This is a genomic window from Leucothrix pacifica (assembly GCF_003172875.1).
In the GTDB taxonomy this organism is placed as follows: Bacteria; Pseudomonadota; Gammaproteobacteria; order Thiotrichales; family Thiotrichaceae; genus Leucothrix; species Leucothrix pacifica.
This window is the reverse complement of sequence record NZ_QGKM01000011.1, coordinates 13,442-30,573: the sequence shown is the minus strand read 5'-3', so window position 1 is coordinate 30,573 and position 17,132 is coordinate 13,442. Positions and strand designations below refer to the sequence as shown.

The window sequence follows — 17,132 nt, the reverse complement described above, 5'->3', positions numbered from 1 at the left end:
AAGATTCAAAACATAGAATAAGCGCTTGATATCAGGATTTTAAACGCCACATTTAGCTATTATGCGGCTATTGGGGCCGGAATTTTGCTTGAGGTTAGAGTAAGCCAATGGAATATAAAGATTATTACAAAATTTTAGGCGTCTCAAAAACTGCCAGCAAGGAAGATATCCGTAAGAGCTATAAGAAATTAGCCCGAAAATATCATCCGGATGTCAGTAAAGAGAAAGATGCTGAAGCACGCTTTAAAGAAGTCAGCGAAGCCTATGAAGTGCTGAGTGATGCGGCAAAACGCAGCCAGTATGACCAAATGGGTAGTGGTGGCTTTCATGGTGACCCTTTCGGTGCTCGTGGTGGTGGTGCACACGGTGGGTTCTCTGGTGGGTTTGGTGGCTTCGGTGGAGGCAATAACACCGGTTATAGTGACTTTTTCGACAGTTTCTTTGGTGGCGGTGTCGGTGGCGGACATACCCGGTCGAGAAAGCCGGAGGCGCAAACAGCCACAGTTTACCTTGATCTGGAAGATGTCTTTGAGGGAAATACCAAGCGCATTCGTGTGCAGGGAGGCGATAGCCTGCAGGTAAAAATTCCCAAAGGTATTGAAGAGGGTAAAAAGATCCGTTTGGCAGGAAAGGCCAATAACGGGGGCGATTTATTGCTCAAGGTAAAGTTTAACACGCACCCAAAATACCGCGTTGAGAATAAAGATGTTTACCTCGATTATCCCATTGCTCCCTGGGAGGCTGCGCTAGGCGGTAGTGTGACGGTACCTACATTAAATGGTAGTATTAAATTGAAAATACCCGCCGGCGCAAAGGCAGGTAGTAAAATGAGACTGAAGGGCAGAGGTTTGCCGGGCTCTATGCCAGGTGACCAATACGTTGTGTTAAGAGTTGTTACTCCGGAAGCAAAGACGGAAGAACAACGGGCGTTTTATCAGCAAATGCAGGAGATGTTTGCATGGGATCCACGTCAGTCAATGTAGGGTAGGTCACAGGATGAGGTCTGCCAGCAATGTGAATGCTAAGAATAGGGTAAGTGCATGATTGTGTTGGCAAAAAAATATTACCAAGCGCTGCAGCAGTGGCTGTTTTGTTTGGTGTTATTGTCCGTGCTTTTGGTGAGCCAGCAAGCCACAGCTGCGCTGCCAAGTTCTGTGAACGGTCAAAGATTACCATCACTGGCTGATATGCTGGAGCGGGTAATGCCTGCTGTGGTTGATATTGTCATCGAAGGAATCCGTCCGGGCTCTGGCCGTGCAAACGGTACTTATCGGCGGTTGTTTGGTGGAAATGAACCTGAGAAAGCGAGAGGTACCGGCTCTGGCATCATCGTTGATGCAAAAAATGGATACATTGTCACCAATGCCCACGTTATTCATGGGGCAATCAAAATCAAAGTTGTACTGTCAGATGGCCGCGAATTCATTGCCAAGGTCATTGGTCAGGATGCTGAGGCTGATGTTGGTGTACTGAAGATCGAACCCAAACGCTTAAGAGCCATGTCACTTGCAAATAGCGATAATCTTCGTGTTGGTGACTTTGTGGTTGCGATAGGTAATCCATTTGGACTGGGGCAAACAGCGACTTCCGGAATTGTCAGTGCCTTGGGGCGATCTGGCCTGGGTATCGAGTCTTATGAGGACTTCATACAGACTGATGCACCAATCAACCCTGGTAATTCTGGTGGTGCTCTGGTCAATCTGCGTGGTGAGTTGATCGGGATTAATACGGCGATACTTGGTGGGCGCAGTGGCGGTAGTGTTGGTATCGGCTTCGCTATTCCTTCGAATATGGTTGGTAATATCAAGGATCAGCTAATCCAAACGGGCGAGGTTGTGCGCGGTCAGTTGGGTGTGGAGATTCAGAACCTCACTGCAGATGTAGCTGCGGACTATGGCTTGAGTAATACCGAGGGTGCTCTGATTTCAAGAGTGGTAATCGGTTCACCGGCTGATCAGGCTGGCTTACAAAGCGGTGATGTCATCGTTCAGGCGAATGGTGCCAGAGTCAGAAATAGCGTGAATCTTAAAAATATCATTGGAAACCTTCGCTTGGGTACACAAGCGAATATCGAGTTTATCCGAAATAAACGTGCGTTAATAACAGTTGCAGAAATTGATAAAGTCGACAGTCGAAATGGCTTCCGTCCAGTCCATCAAAAAAATACTGAAGCCCAATAGAAAATTGGAATGCACTAGTGGGGTGACAAACGGTAGTAGATAGACTAGTATTTAACTATGGCTGCTGAGACGCAGAACTGCGACTGAATTATAATATTCAGCTGAGGTTAAGTTTCGTAGCAGCACCAGTTTTCCGCTGTAAAGGGAAGAGTAAGTTATAGATGCTTAAGCCCGGTATCTTTATTCTTCTTAGCGGACGCAGGTTTGGTGTCCCCAATCCAAATCTGTTCTTTAGCCCTCACAATGGACCCCCTGTTGTTTGGGCTTTTTTATGCCTGTTAACTTATTGCTCCGGTTGATCTGCTGCCTGTGTTTCCTCACCGCTGGCAAACCAAGTGTCCAGTTGTCTTGATAGTTCGTTAACGCCAAGTTTTTTTAACGAGGAGAAAGTCTGAACAGTTGCCGGCAGGTCATAATCCTTTAAGGCTTCTTTGGTATCTCTGAGCTGTTTCGTCATTTCACCACGCTTCAGCTTATCTGATTTATTGAGAATCACATGAACAGGTAGCTGACGAGACTCCGCCCACTCTAGCATCACGTGGTCGTGATCGCGTAAGGGCCGACGAATATCCATGATGATGACAAGTCCGGCTAGCGTTGATCTTTCCATCATGTAGCTTTCGATAAACTTCTGCCACTCGACTTTTATTTTCTCCGGTACTTTTGCGTATCCATAACCAGGTAAGTCTACCAGTGAGTTTCCATCAGGCAGTATGAAGAAGTTAATCAGTTGCGTTCTGCCCGGTGTTTTACTGACGCGAGCCAGCGCTTTTTGCTCACACAAACAGTTTAACGTGCTGGATTTACCAGAGTTTGAACGTCCGGCAAATGCGACCTCTAAGCCCTGTTCAGGGGGAAGCGTATTTTTAGTGGTAGCACTGCTTAGAAAACGGGCATTTCGGTAGTTCGAACTCATCTTCGGTATATCCATTTTTTGCACGACGTGTTTTGCAGAAGCAGCCATATCTGTGATATAAACTGCGGCTATTAGTGGTGCAGGGCGACCCGATGTGGTCTTCAGTGCACCATCAGATTTGAGTGCGGTACAGACTAGGCGGGCTCGTGCCGTTTTGCAAGTGTTGTGTCGCTCAACGCAGCCGTATGCATTAAAAGCAGTATTTATTTAGTATTTTGGAGCAGGTAAGTAAATGAAAAAAGCATTAGTAATTGTGTTTGCAAGTTTGGCAATGATGGCCTCTGCGGCTAGCTTCGCTAAAGGTGATGCAACAAAAGGGAAGGAGCTTTCAGCGACTTGTGCAGCTTGTCACGGTGCTGATGGGAATAGCACTAACCCAGAGTGGCCAAAATTAGCTGGTCAGGGTGAGGCTTATCTGGCTAAGCAACTGCGCGACTACCGCAGTGAAGCGCGCGTAGATGCTGTTATGAGCGCACAGGCTATGCTAATCGCATCTGATGAAGATGTAGATCACTTAGCTGCATATTTCGCCTCACAGGAGGCTACTCCGGGCTCTGCTGACGAAGCAAGTGTGGAAGAGGGTGGATTACTTTACAAAGGCGGTAAAACGTCAACTAAAGTAACCGCATGTGCAGCATGTCACGGCCCAACCGGTGCGGGTAATGATCCTGCGAAATTCCCTAAGCTATCAGGTCAGCATGTGACTTACCTGATTGCTCAGCTTAAGATGTTCCGTTCAGGTGAGCGTGCTAACGACGCAGGTCAGATGATGCGCAATATCGCTGAGAAAATGTCAGATAAAGACATGAAAGCAGTTGCAGAATATATCTCAGGTTTGCAGGATTAACCCTCAAAAGCCGTGGTATTAGTTGATACAGACTATTAATATTTTTATAATCTGATATCGAATTTTAAAGGTGGCCTAGTGCCGCCTTTTTTGTCGTTTTATGCATCCAAAAAACGAACTTTCGGGTATTATGTAAGTCATTAAAATAATAGTTTATACAGGGAAAATGAAATGAAAACTAATCTCTCTTTGTTAGGGTCTGTTTTACTCGCGTCATCTATCGGGTTGACTGCGTGTGACTCTGCAACAGCTACCAACGAAAAGCAGGCCGCTGAAGTCAAAAAAGCAGTGGTTGAGAAGGTTGATGCTGCAAAGCAGGTCGCTCAGGAAGCACCTGAAGTTGCTGCTGAGAAAGTAGCAGAAGCAACAGAGGCAGTGAAAGAGGCTGTTGCACCTAAGGTTGAGCAGGCTGCTACTGAAGTAGCTGCAACAGCAACAGCAACGGCTGCAGCCTCACAGGCTCAGGCCATTGTTAAAGCACCGCAATTTGTTGAAGGTGAGCACTATTTCGAAATTTTCCCAACAATGCAAACCGATGCAGTAGGTGGAAAGGTCGAAGTGGTTGAGTTGATGTGGCTGGGTTGCCCACACTGTTTTGACCTTGAGCCTACGATGAAAGAGTACAAAAAAACACTTCCTGACTATGTAGACTTCAAACAAGTCCCTGCCATGTTGAACCCTCGCTGGAAGGCTGATGGTAAAATGTTCTACGTTGCCGAGTTGCTAGACCCTAAAGGTGAGAAGAAGCTGATTGACAAAGTGTTTCATGCAATTCACGTACAAAAGCGTCGTAACATGTCTGAACCGGACAACCTCAAGAACTTTATGCTTCAGCAGGGTGTGACAGCAGAAGAGTACGCTAATGTCGTAGACTCAATGGCCATGACTGCGAAACTAAATCGCGCTCAGCAAATCAGTGCGGATTCACAAGCTCAATCTGTACCTAGCATCATCATCAACGGTAAGTACCGTACAAGTCCTTATGCGGCAGGTGGCAATGCGCAGCTACTGCAGATTGTTGATATGCTAACTAAACGTGAACTAGATAAGTAATACAGCTATGAGACGTTTAACGGTCATTGACAAACTACTGTCAGAAATCGATCAGTCACTACGGACTGTGCATGCACAAGCCCCCGCGTCTGATCGCGATATCTCTTTGGGAAATCTTTCTGAAGTAGCTGACCTCACTGACTCTGAACGTAAGAAAGCGGCAAGCCTCATGCGCATTAATCATGCGGGTGAGGTGTCTGCCCAAGGTCTTTATCGCGGACAGGCCTTGACGGCCAAAGACCCTGTGATAAAAGCACAGATGGAAGAGTCGGCCGCAGAAGAAAATGATCACCTTAATTGGTGCGAAGCACGTATCAAGGCCTTAGATAGTCACAAGAGTTATCTGAACCCAGTATGGTATTGGGGTTCGTTTGGAATTGGCGCGTTAGCTGGTAAAGCCGGAGATCGTTGGAGCTTAGGCTTCGTTAAAGAAACTGAAGATCAGGTAACGCGACACCTCAACAGTCATTTGCAAACGCTGCCAGCTGCTGACAAAGCTAGTCATGCTGTGTTGTTACAAATGAAAGAAGACGAACAACACCACGCAGATGTTGCTCAAAACGCTGGAGCAGCTAAGCTGCCTTGGCCGGTTCGTAAAGTGTTCATGCCAATCACGGCAAAAGTCATGACTGGCTTGTCTGGTAAAATCTAGGCAACTTACCGAAACATCTCAACGATCACTCATGACCGGTTGCGTCCCATGAGTGATCTTCACTAGTACGATAAGACATTCTGTCTCCCCGTAAAATATTCAACACCTCCTCTTGTGCATGGCGAGACTCGGAAATGTATCGTTTATTGTCACTAATATGTTCACCCAAGCGGTCTGTGGTTTTTTGATCATGTACTGCAAATTGTCTTGCCTGACGCTTTGCTTTGTAAGCCCGCATGCCCAATGCCTGCAGTGTTTTCTCACCCATACTGAGTGATGACAAGAACAGTTCGCGAGAAATAAAGTCAGCGCCTTCGCTCTTTAACTCATGGTAGTGCATCGCATCATAAGCACGGATGTGCACCAGCAGATGTGGGTAGCTATGCTTCGCCATTTTTAAAATCGACTTCGCTTTTTCACGGTCATCAACGGCGATGACTAATACCTTTGCTTTATCAGCCCCTGCAGTGTGAAGCAGATCTTCACGCCCGGCATCGCCATAATAAACCTTAAAACCAAAGCGCCTTACCCGTTCAATATGCGTTGCGCTGTGATCCAATACGGTAACCGGAATGTCATTACCTATCAGTAGACGACCAACAATCTGTCCGTAGCGGCCAAAGCCAGCAATAATGACAGGATTATCCTGTTCTTCCATCGGTTCTTCATCGGCAGTCGTGGTCGACTTATCTTCTTTGAACCGAGGGATCACAAATTTCTCGTTAAACAAGATTAGTAACGGTGTTAATACCATCGATAAGGCGATAGCGGCGGTTAGGATATCGATCGTTTCCTTGTGTAAAATGCGATTCTCAAGGGTCGATGCTAACAATACAAATCCAAACTCACCACCTTGAGCCAGTGAGAACGAGAACCAGTAGCTACCACCGCCCGGAATCTTGAATAGCTTGGCCAGAAACAGAAGGATAATAAACTTCAGCGCGACCAGACCCAGAACGATCTCCATGATCACTATCGGTTTGCTACCTAGCAGAGCGAAGTCAATACTGGCACCCACTGAGATAAAGAACAGGCCGAGCAACAGTGCTTTAAACGGATCGATATTGGCTTCCAACTCATGACGATACTCACTGTCAGCCATCACCACACCTGCTGTAAAGGCGCCAAGTGCAGGCGACAAGCCGACAGTCGTCATGAGTAATGCAATGCCGATGACCAGCATCAATGCCGTCGCGGTAAATAGCTCTCTGAGTTTGCTGTCAGCAATAAAGCGAAACAATGGACGAGTTAGAAAGCGTCCGGCTAATATAATGCTCACAACCGCCATGACAACAATAATAGTCTGTTGCCAGCCGGGTAGATGTGCTATCAAATTTCCACCGCCTGAGCTATGCGCATCTGCAGTGACCACAGCAGCAATATTTGCGGTATCAACATTGGTTAGTGGTGCAGTAATCGCAAGCAGAGGCAGGATGGCAATGATCGGAATGACCGCGATATCCTGAAATAACAACACTGCAAAGCTGGATTTTCCGCTACTGGCATTCATTAGCTTCTTTTCAGCTAATATCTGGAGTGCCAATGCCGTCGATGATAAAGACAGAATAAGTCCGATTGCCAGTGCAGTTTGCCAGGGCTGGTTAAAATACATAGCTATGCCAGTGATGGCAGCCGTGGTTAATGCCATTTGCAGGCCGCCCATACCGAGGATGGGGAAGCGCATTCGCCACAATAGTGAGGGTTGTAATTCTAAGCCGATCAGAAACAACATCATCACAACACCAAATTCAGCGAAGTGCATCAGCTGGGTTGCATCGTGTAATAAGTTCAGGGCGAACGGGCCGATAAGGACACCGGCAATTAAGTACCCTAATACTGACCCCAAGCCGAGTCGACTGGCAATCGGAACTGCCACAACACCTGCGCTAAGGAAGATAAATGCTTGTAATAATGAATCCATGATTAGCTTTGTACCCAGTCGTTGAGATAGCGAAGTGATGCCAGTGTTTCTTCAGAAGGCAGGTCGCGTTGTAGTTTCCAAAGCAATTGTCGGTAGAGCTCCGCATACATCTCAATTTTTTCTTTAGGCATATCATGAGTGCGATGTACGGCAAACGGAGGAAGGTAATTCATACCACATAAATTTGCAGTTTGATCGAATGGTCGTAGCAGATCAATGATGCTGTATCGGTTGTGCCCGTGGGTGCTGTATGAGTTTTTACTACCACCTGCACTGATTATATTTGCTAAAGTTTTTCCACGCAGCGCATTGCCCGATGCTCCATAGGCAAAACCATACTCTAACACTAAGTCCTGCCACTCTTTTAGCATCGCCGGTGCGCTGTACCAGTAAAAGGGATGTTGAAACAAAATAATGTCGTGCTCGGTCAGCGCATCTTGTTCATATACAACATCAATCAGGCCGTCAGGATATAGCTCATATAAGTCATGAATCGTCACACCATCCACGGATTGCGCGGCTTTGAGCAAACTGATTTGCACTTTTGATTTCTCTAATGCCGGATGTGCAAAGAGTATGAGAATACGATTCAAGATGGCAGCCCTGGTTGATTGATTATACTACTAAGCCGTCCAATGTAGGGGGTATTGGATTTTAGTTCAAGTGCTGCGGAGAGAGTTAGCGAAATCCTTGCAAATAATTAATTGTATTACGAATTTTTCAGAAAAGTATGATTTATATCATGCTCGTTTTTTTCTATTTCACGCAGGCTCTCCCGCACATGATGTATGTGTGCCATCGCTGCTTTTTGTGCCCATTGCGCCTGACGACTCATAATAGCCGTGTAGATTTGTTTGTGATGTTTCTGCATTTGCTTTCTAAACTGTTGGTGCTGGCTCAGGTTTTCAACGGAGGCTTTGACAGACTCCAGTGTGACAGACTTAATGCTGTTCAGCAGGTGGATGAGTACCGGGTTATGTGAGGCCTCAGCTATGGCGAGATGAAACGCATAATCTTGCTGGGCATTGTCCGTTGATTCTACGGCTTCCATTGCATTAAAGGCTTTAGTGATTTGATAGAAGTCTTTGTTAGTACCACGCTCCGCGGCGAGTTTGGCGGCTTGACCTTCCATCTGCTCACGCACCTCCAGTAAGTCATACAGAGTGCGGGAATGGTCATGGAATAAGCGATCCAGTGCACTATCTTTTGTAACTTCTGAAATTACACTGGCAACAAAAAGAGCCCTTGCCGTGTTGTGTTTCAATCACGCCACGTCCTTGTAATTCTTTAAGTGCTTCTCTGAGAAGTGTGCGGGACACACCAAGGCGTTCTGTTAGCTGGCGCTCAGATGGGATTTTATGACCCGGCAGATAGCCACCATCCCAGATTAATTGCTCTAAATGATGAGCAACATTGTGTGAAACAGTCATTGTGATGATTCCTCCCTGTATCTCTACTGGTATGACCAGCTTACAGCAGATTCTCTTTCACATCTACGAAGTGTAGCCTCAAGCCTTTTTATATCATGGTCTTCACGGGAATTCGTCCAAGTGAGATTTGTAAAACTGGTACTACCAGTTGATTCATGATTGGACGATACCGATGAAGCAGGGCAGTTTATACATGTTGATTAAACTGTTCCGGACAAATTCGTGGCGATAAGACTCCGGACTAAGGCAATCGATATTCAAGAAATGCATGTTATGAGGAAATTATCATGAATCAAAAAAGCACATTATTTGGTGATGCACGTCGAACATTACTGAAATCAGTTGCCGTTGTTGGACTGGCAACAATAGCTTCGGTTAGCTTGTCGACAGCCGCAATGGCCAAAGCCCAAGTCTGGAAAATTCAGTCGACATGGGATGCCGGAACGGTTGGCTACACTCTGTTTGAAGAGTGGGCGAATAGTATAGAAGAAAAAACAGGTGGTGAAATTGCATTCAAGGCATTTCCCGCTAAAGCGGTTGCAGCAGACAATAACGCCTTATTTGACGCTGTTCGTAACGGTGTGCTGCAAGGGATGAATCCATTCACACTTTACTGGTCAGGTAAAATTCCCGCGTCAGTATTTTTATCGTCTTATCCGGGTGGGCCAGATCAGCCGCATCAGTGGGACACTATGTTCTACTCACTGGGCATGCTGGAAAAAACGCGTGAAATCTACAAGAAATTCGGTCTGATGTATGTGGGGCCGATTCATCACGATGCCAATATCATTCACTCTAAAAAGCCAGTTTCTAGTCTCGCGGATATGAAAGGGATGAAAGTGCGCCTTCCGGGCGGCATGGTTGCTGAAGTATTCCAAAAGTTAGGCGTGTCAACTGTGGCCATGCCGGGCTCGGATATCTTCCCGGCACTTGAGAAAGGCACGATTGATGCTGCTGACTATGTCGGTCCGGCAGTTAACTATGACCTTGGTTTCTCACAAGTCACGAAGTATATCTTGTTTGGTCCTCCGGGCGTGATGTCAGTCTATCAGCCAGTTGACTTGATGGATCTGACAGTAAGCCTACGTGCATGGAACAAAGCATCTGAAAAAGCGCGCAAAATTATCGAATCAGAGGTGCGCAACTATTCGCAACACCACTTCCTGACAATCCAAAAGCGTAACTTTGAGGCACTGGCTAAGTTTAAAGAGGACGGCAGCACCGTTACCCGTCTGGGACAGGCAGATGTAGATGCATTTCGTAAAGCTGCTATTCCGATTTGGTACAAGTGGGCTAATAAAAATGCGGATGCAAGAGCCATTTTTGATCTGCAAATTAACTACATGAAGAACGATCTTGTCGGCTATGTTTCGGACAAAGATTTAGAAGGCATGGAGTAAGTTCGACGCATGACCCTGTGCGGAGCCGGTCTGGCTTCGCACAGCTATCTGGAAAGGCAATTGAATAAATTTTTATAGAGTGGCTGGATTTGAGGTTGCGGTATGGATGAATTTGAAGCGTTTGGCTTTGTAATGCCCCACTGGGCGTACTGGGGTTGGTTAGCCATCATGCCATTGATCATGATGGGGCTCGATAAATTATTCTCAAAAGATGAGCCAGAGGTTGAGGCGATTCCACAGGACATAAAAGAGCTGTTAGAAGGCGAGGACCCTAACGCAAAGTATGGCTCATTAGGCAACGGTTTTACTAAAGTCTTCGACTGGATTAGTGAGCATACTGGTATTTTTGTAGCCTTCTGGACGGTCAATGCAGTGTGTTTCTATTTTTTTGAAGTGGTGATGCGATACCTGTTTAACATGCCAACCATTTGGGTACATGAATCTTCATATCTACTACTCGGAATGCAATATCTATTAGCCGGAAGCTTTGCCCTGCTGCACGGTGCCCATGTGCGGGTCGATGTTATATACAATTTCTTGCCACCACGTGGCCGTATCGGTATGGATATTTTTACCTCCATGTTCTTCTTTATATTCGCGCTTACGCTAACGACAACGTCCTATCGCTTTTTTACTGACTCCTACTCGATGAATGAAACAACGGTAGAAGCGTGGGGCATCCAATACTGGCCAGTCAAAGGGATGATGTTGCTGGGGTCAGCACTGTTGCTGATGGCTGGCGTTTCAAAGTTAATTAAAGACATACAGCTGTTTGTGCGTATGGGTAAGGGAGAAGCGTAATGAGTAATGAATCAATCGCTAAACCTTCAGCGAGTATGTTAAGCGTGATGGTGGGGCGCTTTGGTACGACTTTAATGGTGACTGCGACATTGGCTCTGGCCTTTGTTATCACCATCGAAATGATCAATATTCTGTTTTATGACAACTGGGGGGATGAGTATTTTTTATTTCGGACTGCCGGTGTCTTGTCTGATGTCGAGATAGGTCCGCTCACCTATCTTATGTTCGGTTCTTTGTTGGTTGCTTTGATGATGGGATTACCACTGTCATTTGTGACGGGTGGTCTCGGGGTGGTGTTTATCTACCTTGTTGGTGATGCTGCGATGTTAAATATCATTCCGGGACGTATTTTCCCAATGATGACTAATTCAGATATCGCTGCTATCCCACTGTTTATATTCATGGCCTCTATGCTTGAGCGTGCAGGCTTGATTGAGCAAATGTTCACAGTCGTCTACAAATGGATGGGGGGACTGAATGGTGGTTTGGCGATGGCCACGATCATTGCTTCAACCATCTTAGCAGCGATGGTCGGTGTGATCGGTGCGGCCGTAGTCACGATGGGAATTATCGCGCTCCCGGCAATGCTTAAGCGGGGTTATGATCCTAAGATTGCGATTGGTTCCATCATGGCTGGTGGTACGCTTGGTATCTTAATTCCACCTTCTATTTTAGCGATTCTTTACGCAGTTGTAGCACAGCAATCGGTAGGGGAGTTATATCTGGGATCAATTATTCCAGGTTTAATGTTGTCTGGTATGTACATCGCATATGTACTAATTCGTACCAAGCTCAACCCTGAGTTAGGGCCGCCAGTGCCGGAAGAAGAGCGTATCTCTTTTAAAGAAAAGCTTAAGTTATTACGGGCTCTGATCGCGCCGTTATTTCTGGTTTTTCTGGTATTAGGATTACTGTTCGGTGGTATTGCTACGCCCGTAGAGGCTGCCGGAATTGGATCGTTTGGCGCCATGATAGTAGCCGCATTACACGGCTCTTTTTCAATCGCTGGACTAAAAGACGCCTGCGTTACAACCGCTAAGGCGTCCGCAATGGTACTTTGGATTATGTTCGGAGCCTCCGTTTTTGTTGGTTTCTACATTCTTCAAGGGGGGCAGGATTTCATCACACAATCCATTCTTGGTACGGGGTTGTCTGCCTACGGAATATTATTCTTACTCATGTTTTTATTGGTAGTTCTGGGTATGTTCCTGGATTGGGTGGGTATTTTGCTGCTGGCGGTGCCTATCTTTATCCCGATCGTTAAAAGCCTGACGTTTGATGGTGTGTTTGGTCTGCCGGGAGTGGACTCGGACGATGTGATCTTGTGGTTCGGGGTGCTGTATTTGGTCAATATGCAAATGTCATTCCTGAGTCCACCTTTTGGGTACGCATTGTTTTATATCCGAGGCGTTTGTCCTCCTGAGATTTCAATGGGAACTATCTTCCGTTCAGCGCTTATCTTCCTGTTTTTGCAGGCAGTGGGGCTGGCGGTATGTATTTTGTTCCCGAGTATCGTCACGTGGTTACCTAATTTAGTTTACGGCTAACTACCTGTCGTAACATCACGTAAGTAACGGATTTCTATTTTAAATTTGCCTGATTTTTCAGGAGGGTATTATGTTGTCAGTAAAAAGATTAGATCAACAGGACTGTAAGGTGCTGATAGAAGGTGCCCGCACCAAGGCGGTAGAGATCGGTGTGCCAATGTGCATCGCAATCACCGATGAGTCAGGCAATCTACTAGCGTTCGAAAGAATGGATGGTGGAAAAGTGACGAGCATCACGATAGCTCAGGATAAATCATACACAGCATCAGCTGCAAAGAAGGCTACGCATGATTACAATGCGGTGAATGTTCCGGGCAATTTGGCATTTGGAATTCATACAGAAGTGGGTGGGAGAATTTCATCGGTAGGTGGCGGCCTACCAGTCATTGTCGGCGACGATGTAGTCGGTGGAATCGGGCTGAGCTCGGGTACTCCGGCTCAGGATATGGAATGTGCTCAAGCAGGTATTGACCATTTCATGAAGCATTTCACTTAACCATTTAATCTATCAGTACTAGCGAGCCTGCCTTATGTCTCAACAAATCACAATTACCAAGCAAGCACTCAGTGAGTTATTTAAGGCCTTTATCAACCCTGCCGATGTAATCAGTGATGATGAAACGTTAAAGCCATATGAGTGCGATGCTCTGTCGATGTACTGCGAAATGCCCATGTTGGTAGTGCTACCTGAAACGGTTGAGCAGGTGCAAAAAGTGATGCGAATTTGTCACCAATATGCCGTGCCAGTGGTGGCGCGAGGTGCCGGAACCAGTCTGTGTGCTGGTGCTATGCCTCATCCGGATGGTGTAATTTTGTCACTGGCTAAGTTCGCTGAAATCATTGATATCGATAAAGCGTCCAGAACGGCCAGAGTGCAGCCGGGGGTGCGTAATCTGGCAATTAGTGAAGCTGCCGCTGATTATGGTTTGTATTATGGACCGGACCCTTCCTCGCAAATTGCCTGCACGATTGGCGGTAATGTTGCAGAGAACTCCGGCGGTGTTCATTGCCTTAAATATGGCCTGACAGTTCACAATATCCTCAAGGTAGAGATGGTGACAGTTGAAGGTGATCTAATCACCATTGGAAGTGACGGTCTGGATAGTTGTGGTATGGATTTGTTAGCGGTGATCACAGGCTCTGAGGGCTTGCTAGGTGTTGTCACGGAGATCACCGTAAAGCTGTTACCAACACCTGAAAAAGCACAAGTCGTGATGGTTGCATTTGACAGCGTCCAGAACGCGGGCGATGCAGTCGGTGGGATCATTGCAAATGGCATTATTCCGGCAGGTTTGGAGATGATGGATAGCCATGCCATCATCGCTGCCGAAGGATTCGCTAAAGCTGGTTATCCTGTTGATGCAAAAGCGCTGTTGCTATGTGAGCTGGATGGTACGGTGGAAGAGGTTGATGAACAGATTCGGCAATCAGTCGAGCTATTTAAAAGCTTCGGCGCAACCACTATCCGTATGTCGCAATCAGAAGCTGAGCGTGCCTTATTATGGAAGGGGCGTAAGTCAGCCTTCCCCGCTGTTGGGCGTATTTCCCCGGATTATTACTGCATGGATGGAACAATTCCACGAGGTCAGTTGGCTCACGTACTCACAGAAATCGATAATATGTCTGCGCAATATAACTTACGAGTTGCCAATGTATTTCATGCTGGTGACGGGAATCTGCATCCACTGATTTTATTCGATGCGAACCAAGCAGGTGAGTTTGAAAAGACGGAGACTTTTGGCGGTAAGATTTTGGAGCTTTGTATAGACGTTGGCGGCACCATTACCGGTGAGCATGGCGTGGGGATAGAGAAATTGCGGCAGATGCCAATACAATTCAACGATCAGGAATTACTTCAGTTCCATGGTATTAAGGATTCATTTGATCCTCTGGGTACTTTAAACCCCGGAAAAGGGGTGCCAATCCTGAAACACTGTCAGGAATATCGCGCACTGGAAAAACAAGGTGGGGCGCAAACGGGAGCACATCACCATGGCTGATATTAGCAAGCAACTGGTATCTGAAGTCTTGGCCGCCAGTCAATCCAACACACCACTTACTATTCAAGGCGGCGGCACTAAGTCTTTCCTGGGTCGGGACACCGAGCAACGGGCAAAGTGTCAGGTCCTGAATGTCAGTGAACATAGCGGTATCGTGAATTACCAACCGGTAGAGCTGGTACTGACCGCAAGAGCCGGCACTCGCTTGAGTGAAATCGAAAAAACCTTAGACGACAATAACCAGATGCTGGCCTTTGAGCCGCCGCATTTTGGGGAAAGCGATACCTTAGGTGGAACGCTTGCCTGTAACTTATCCGGCCCAGCCCGGCCTTGGGGTGGCTCTGTACGTGATCATGTGTTGGGTATTCGTCTTATCAACGGCAAGGCTGAGCATTTGCGATTTGGTGGACAGGTTATGAAAAATGTTGCTGGCTACGATGTGTCCCGCCTGCAAGCTGGCGCGATGGGAACGTTGGGAGTAGTGACAGAGATTAGTCTGAAGGTGCTACCCAAACATGCACACACTGTCACGCTGAAACAAGCTATGGATGCTCAGGCTGCGATTGATTTAATGAATCAGCGTGCGGGGGTAGCGAAACCTTTGAATGCGGCTTGCTGGATGGATGGTTATTTATATATTCGTTTAGCCGGCGCAGAGTCATCGGTGGAAGCCACAGCGAAGGAGTGGTCGGGAGAACGTGTTGATGACGATGACGCCACTGAATTTTGGCGCTGTCTACGTGATCAGCAATCGTCTTTTTTTGGTGGAGATTCACCGCTCTGGCGCTTCTCCGTCAAGCCGACTTCGCCAGACTTTGCTCTCTCATTTCAGGCAGGAACTACAGAGATCCCAACAATGTCTGGTGAACCACAGGGGCGACAGCTGATTGATTGGGGTGGTGCTCAGCGCTGGTATAAAGGGCATGCTGATTGGCAGGAAATGCAAACAATCGCAGCTGAGGCTGGTGGTCAAGTGAGTATTTTTCGTGGCGTAGTGCGGGATGCAGAGGTTTTTCATGAACAGGCTCCAGCCTTACAACTGATTCAAAAACGCCTGAAACATAACTTTGATCCACAGGGGTTATTCAACCCCGGCAGACTTTATCACTGGTTATAAGGGCTCGATTATGCAAACTAACATTATTGAAAAGTATCGATCGACAGCAGAAGGTCAGGAAGCAGAGGCCATACTACGCAGCTGTGTACATTGTGGTTTTTGCACGGCGACCTGTCCGACTTATCAGGAGTTACACGACGAGCGTGATGGCCCTCGCGGACGTATTTATCTGATTAAACAGTTACTGGAAGGCGGTGAAGTTACTGAAAAAACACGTACTCATTTAGACCGATGTCTGAGCTGTCGTAGCTGTGAAACGACTTGCCCCTCTGGTGTGAAATACGGTCGATTGGTGGATATAGGCCGTGGTTTGATGGAAGAGGCAGTTCCCAGAGGTAAAAAAGATAAGCTAATTCGTTGGGGCATACGTCAGGTATTACCATATTCGACTCGCTTTGCTGGTTTGCTAAGAGCGGGTCAGTTATTAAAGCCATTCACGCCGTATGCTATTCAGGACAAAATCCCAAAACGGCAGAAGTCCTCGCCCTGGCCAGCCAATAGTCACCCACGCGTCATGCTGGTATTAGCCGGTTGTGCTCAGCCTGCCGCTGCGCCAAACACCAATGCAGCGGCCGCCCGGGTATTGGATACGCTGGGAATCTCGTTAGTTGAAGCGCCAAAAGCAGGTTGTTGTGGGGCGGTGAGCTATCACATGTCTGCGCATGATGAAGGTTTGGATTTTATGCGCCAAAACATCGACGCCTGGTGGCCTGCGATTGAGTCTGGTGCAGAGGCTTTGGTAATGACTGCATCAGGGTGCGGGGCGATGGTTAAGGACTATGGGCACCTGTTAAAGGATGATCCGGTCTACGCACAACGGGCGGCCAGAGTCAGTGAGTTGTGTAAAGACCTGTCAGAAGTCATCGTAGCGGAAGATCTGTCATTACTGAAAATCCATAACCGCAATGAGCGGGTCGCATTTCATTGTCCCTGCACATTACAGCATGCTTTACAGCTCGATGGCGTTGTAGAGAAAATATTAGAAAACGTTGGGATACATCTCACAGCAACTAAGGATAAGCACCTTTGTTGTGGTTCCGCTGGCACGTATTCGATCTTACAGCCAGAGATGAGCAAGACTTTATTGAAAAACAAGTTAGCCGCATTAACGGGGGATTCACCAGAGCGTATTGTTACTGCAAACATCGGCTGCCAATTGCATTTAGGCTCAAAGGCAGAAGTCCCCGTGCAACACTGGATAGAGCTGTTGGATCCCTGTAAAAGCGAGTATGATAATCACTGTTTGATTTAGTCACTTTCCCATTAAC

General features: G+C 46.9%; 16 protein-coding genes and 1 pseudogene. 12 read left to right on the top strand and 5 right to left on the bottom strand.

Annotated elements, in window-relative coordinates:
* Nucleotides 1-107: 107 nt before the first annotated feature.
* Complete coding sequence (locus DKW60_RS05935) at nt 108-983, top strand: DnaJ C-terminal domain-containing protein (protein ID WP_109836756.1); 876 nt, start codon at nt 108-110, stop codon at nt 981-983.
* A 57-nt stretch (nt 984-1,040) separates the two neighbouring features.
* Nucleotides 1,041-2,180: a trypsin-like peptidase domain-containing protein gene (locus DKW60_RS05930; RefSeq protein WP_109836755.1), complete on the top strand. Its 1,140-nt coding sequence runs from the start codon at nt 1,041-1,043 to the stop codon at nt 2,178-2,180.
* Between the two features lie 283 nt (nt 2,181-2,463).
* On the opposite strand, the gene yihA is transcribed toward DKW60_RS05930, so the two are convergent.
* A complete protein-coding gene (gene yihA / locus DKW60_RS05925) occupies nt 2,464-3,096 on the bottom strand; it encodes a ribosome biogenesis GTP-binding protein YihA/YsxC (RefSeq protein ID WP_109836754.1) in 633 nt (210 codons plus the stop codon).
* 232 nt (nt 3,097-3,328) lie between these two features.
* Between yihA and DKW60_RS05920 the strand changes: the two genes are divergently transcribed.
* The 3 genes from DKW60_RS05920 (at nt 3,329) to coq7 (ending at nt 5,648) form a co-directional block, all read left to right on the top strand.
* Nucleotides 3,329-3,943, top strand: a complete 615-nt coding sequence (locus tag DKW60_RS05920) for a c-type cytochrome (RefSeq protein WP_109836753.1) — start codon at nt 3,329-3,331, stop codon at nt 3,941-3,943.
* A 171-nt stretch (nt 3,944-4,114) separates the two neighbouring features.
* The gene (locus tag DKW60_RS05915; protein WP_109836752.1) at nt 4,115-4,996 is read left to right on the top strand and encodes a thiol:disulfide interchange protein DsbA/DsbL; all 882 of its coding nucleotides are present in this window, start codon (nt 4,115-4,117) and stop codon (nt 4,994-4,996) included.
* A gap of 7 nt (nt 4,997-5,003) precedes the next feature.
* Nucleotides 5,004-5,648, top strand: coding sequence for a 2-polyprenyl-3-methyl-6-methoxy-1,4-benzoquinone monooxygenase (coq7, locus tag DKW60_RS05910; protein ID WP_109836751.1), 645 nt, complete (start codon nt 5,004-5,006; stop codon nt 5,646-5,648).
* A 25-nt stretch (nt 5,649-5,673) separates the two neighbouring features.
* On the opposite strand, the gene DKW60_RS05905 is transcribed toward coq7, so the two are convergent.
* The 4 genes and pseudogenes from DKW60_RS05905 to DKW60_RS23955 form a co-directional block, all read right to left on the bottom strand.
* The gene (locus DKW60_RS05905) at nt 5,674-7,569 is read right to left on the bottom strand and encodes a monovalent cation:proton antiporter-2 (CPA2) family protein (protein WP_109836750.1); all 1,896 of its coding nucleotides are present in this window, start codon (nt 7,567-7,569) and stop codon (nt 5,674-5,676) included.
* A 2-nt stretch (nt 7,570-7,571) separates the two neighbouring features.
* Nucleotides 7,572-8,168 (bottom strand): annotated as a pseudogene (locus tag DKW60_RS05900) (NAD(P)H-dependent oxidoreductase); the annotation flags it as partial.
* A 110-nt stretch (nt 8,169-8,278) separates the two neighbouring features.
* Nucleotides 8,279-8,833 (bottom strand): FCD domain-containing protein, encoded by a 555-nt coding sequence (locus tag DKW60_RS05895; protein WP_219988652.1) that lies wholly within the window; start codon nt 8,831-8,833, stop codon nt 8,279-8,281.
* A complete protein-coding gene (locus DKW60_RS23955) occupies nt 8,769-8,999 on the bottom strand; it encodes a FadR/GntR family transcriptional regulator (protein WP_219988651.1) in 231 nt (76 codons plus the stop codon). Before DKW60_RS23955 ends, DKW60_RS05895 begins: the two co-directional genes overlap by 65 nt.
* A 287-nt stretch (nt 9,000-9,286) precedes the next feature.
* Here DKW60_RS23955 and dctP point away from each other — a divergent pair, with 287 nt between their 5' ends.
* From dctP to glcF, 7 genes are all read left to right on the top strand, one after another.
* Nucleotides 9,287-10,399 carry a TRAP transporter substrate-binding protein DctP gene (gene dctP / locus DKW60_RS05890; protein ID WP_109836748.1) on the top strand — a complete coding sequence of 371 codons (1,113 nt, stop codon included), beginning with the start codon at nt 9,287-9,289 and terminating at the stop codon, nt 10,397-10,399.
* Nucleotides 10,400-10,501: 102 nt separating this feature from the next.
* Complete coding sequence (locus DKW60_RS05885) at nt 10,502-11,200, top strand: TRAP transporter small permease subunit (protein ID WP_109836747.1); 699 nt, start codon at nt 10,502-10,504, stop codon at nt 11,198-11,200.
* Nucleotides 11,200-12,747, top strand: coding sequence for a TRAP transporter large permease (locus DKW60_RS05880; RefSeq protein ID WP_109836746.1), 1,548 nt, complete (start codon nt 11,200-11,202; stop codon nt 12,745-12,747). The genes DKW60_RS05885 and DKW60_RS05880 overlap by 1 nt, the downstream gene beginning before the upstream one ends.
* Before the next feature lie 70 nt (nt 12,748-12,817).
* Nucleotides 12,818-13,243, top strand: a complete 426-nt coding sequence (locus DKW60_RS05875; protein ID WP_109836745.1) for a GlcG/HbpS family heme-binding protein — start codon at nt 12,818-12,820, stop codon at nt 13,241-13,243.
* Nucleotides 13,244-13,277: 34 nt separating this feature from the next.
* Complete coding sequence (locus tag DKW60_RS05870; RefSeq protein WP_109836744.1) at nt 13,278-14,747, top strand: FAD-linked oxidase C-terminal domain-containing protein; 1,470 nt, start codon at nt 13,278-13,280, stop codon at nt 14,745-14,747.
* Nucleotides 14,740-15,864 carry a glycolate oxidase subunit GlcE gene (glcE, locus tag DKW60_RS05865; RefSeq protein ID WP_109836743.1) on the top strand — a complete coding sequence of 375 codons (1,125 nt, stop codon included), beginning with the start codon at nt 14,740-14,742 and terminating at the stop codon, nt 15,862-15,864. Before DKW60_RS05870 ends, glcE begins: the two co-directional genes overlap by 8 nt.
* Before the next feature lie 10 nt (nt 15,865-15,874).
* Nucleotides 15,875-17,116, top strand: a complete 1,242-nt coding sequence (gene glcF, locus DKW60_RS05860) for a glycolate oxidase subunit GlcF (RefSeq protein WP_109836742.1) — start codon at nt 15,875-15,877, stop codon at nt 17,114-17,116.
* Nucleotides 17,117-17,132: the final 16 nt, after the last annotated feature.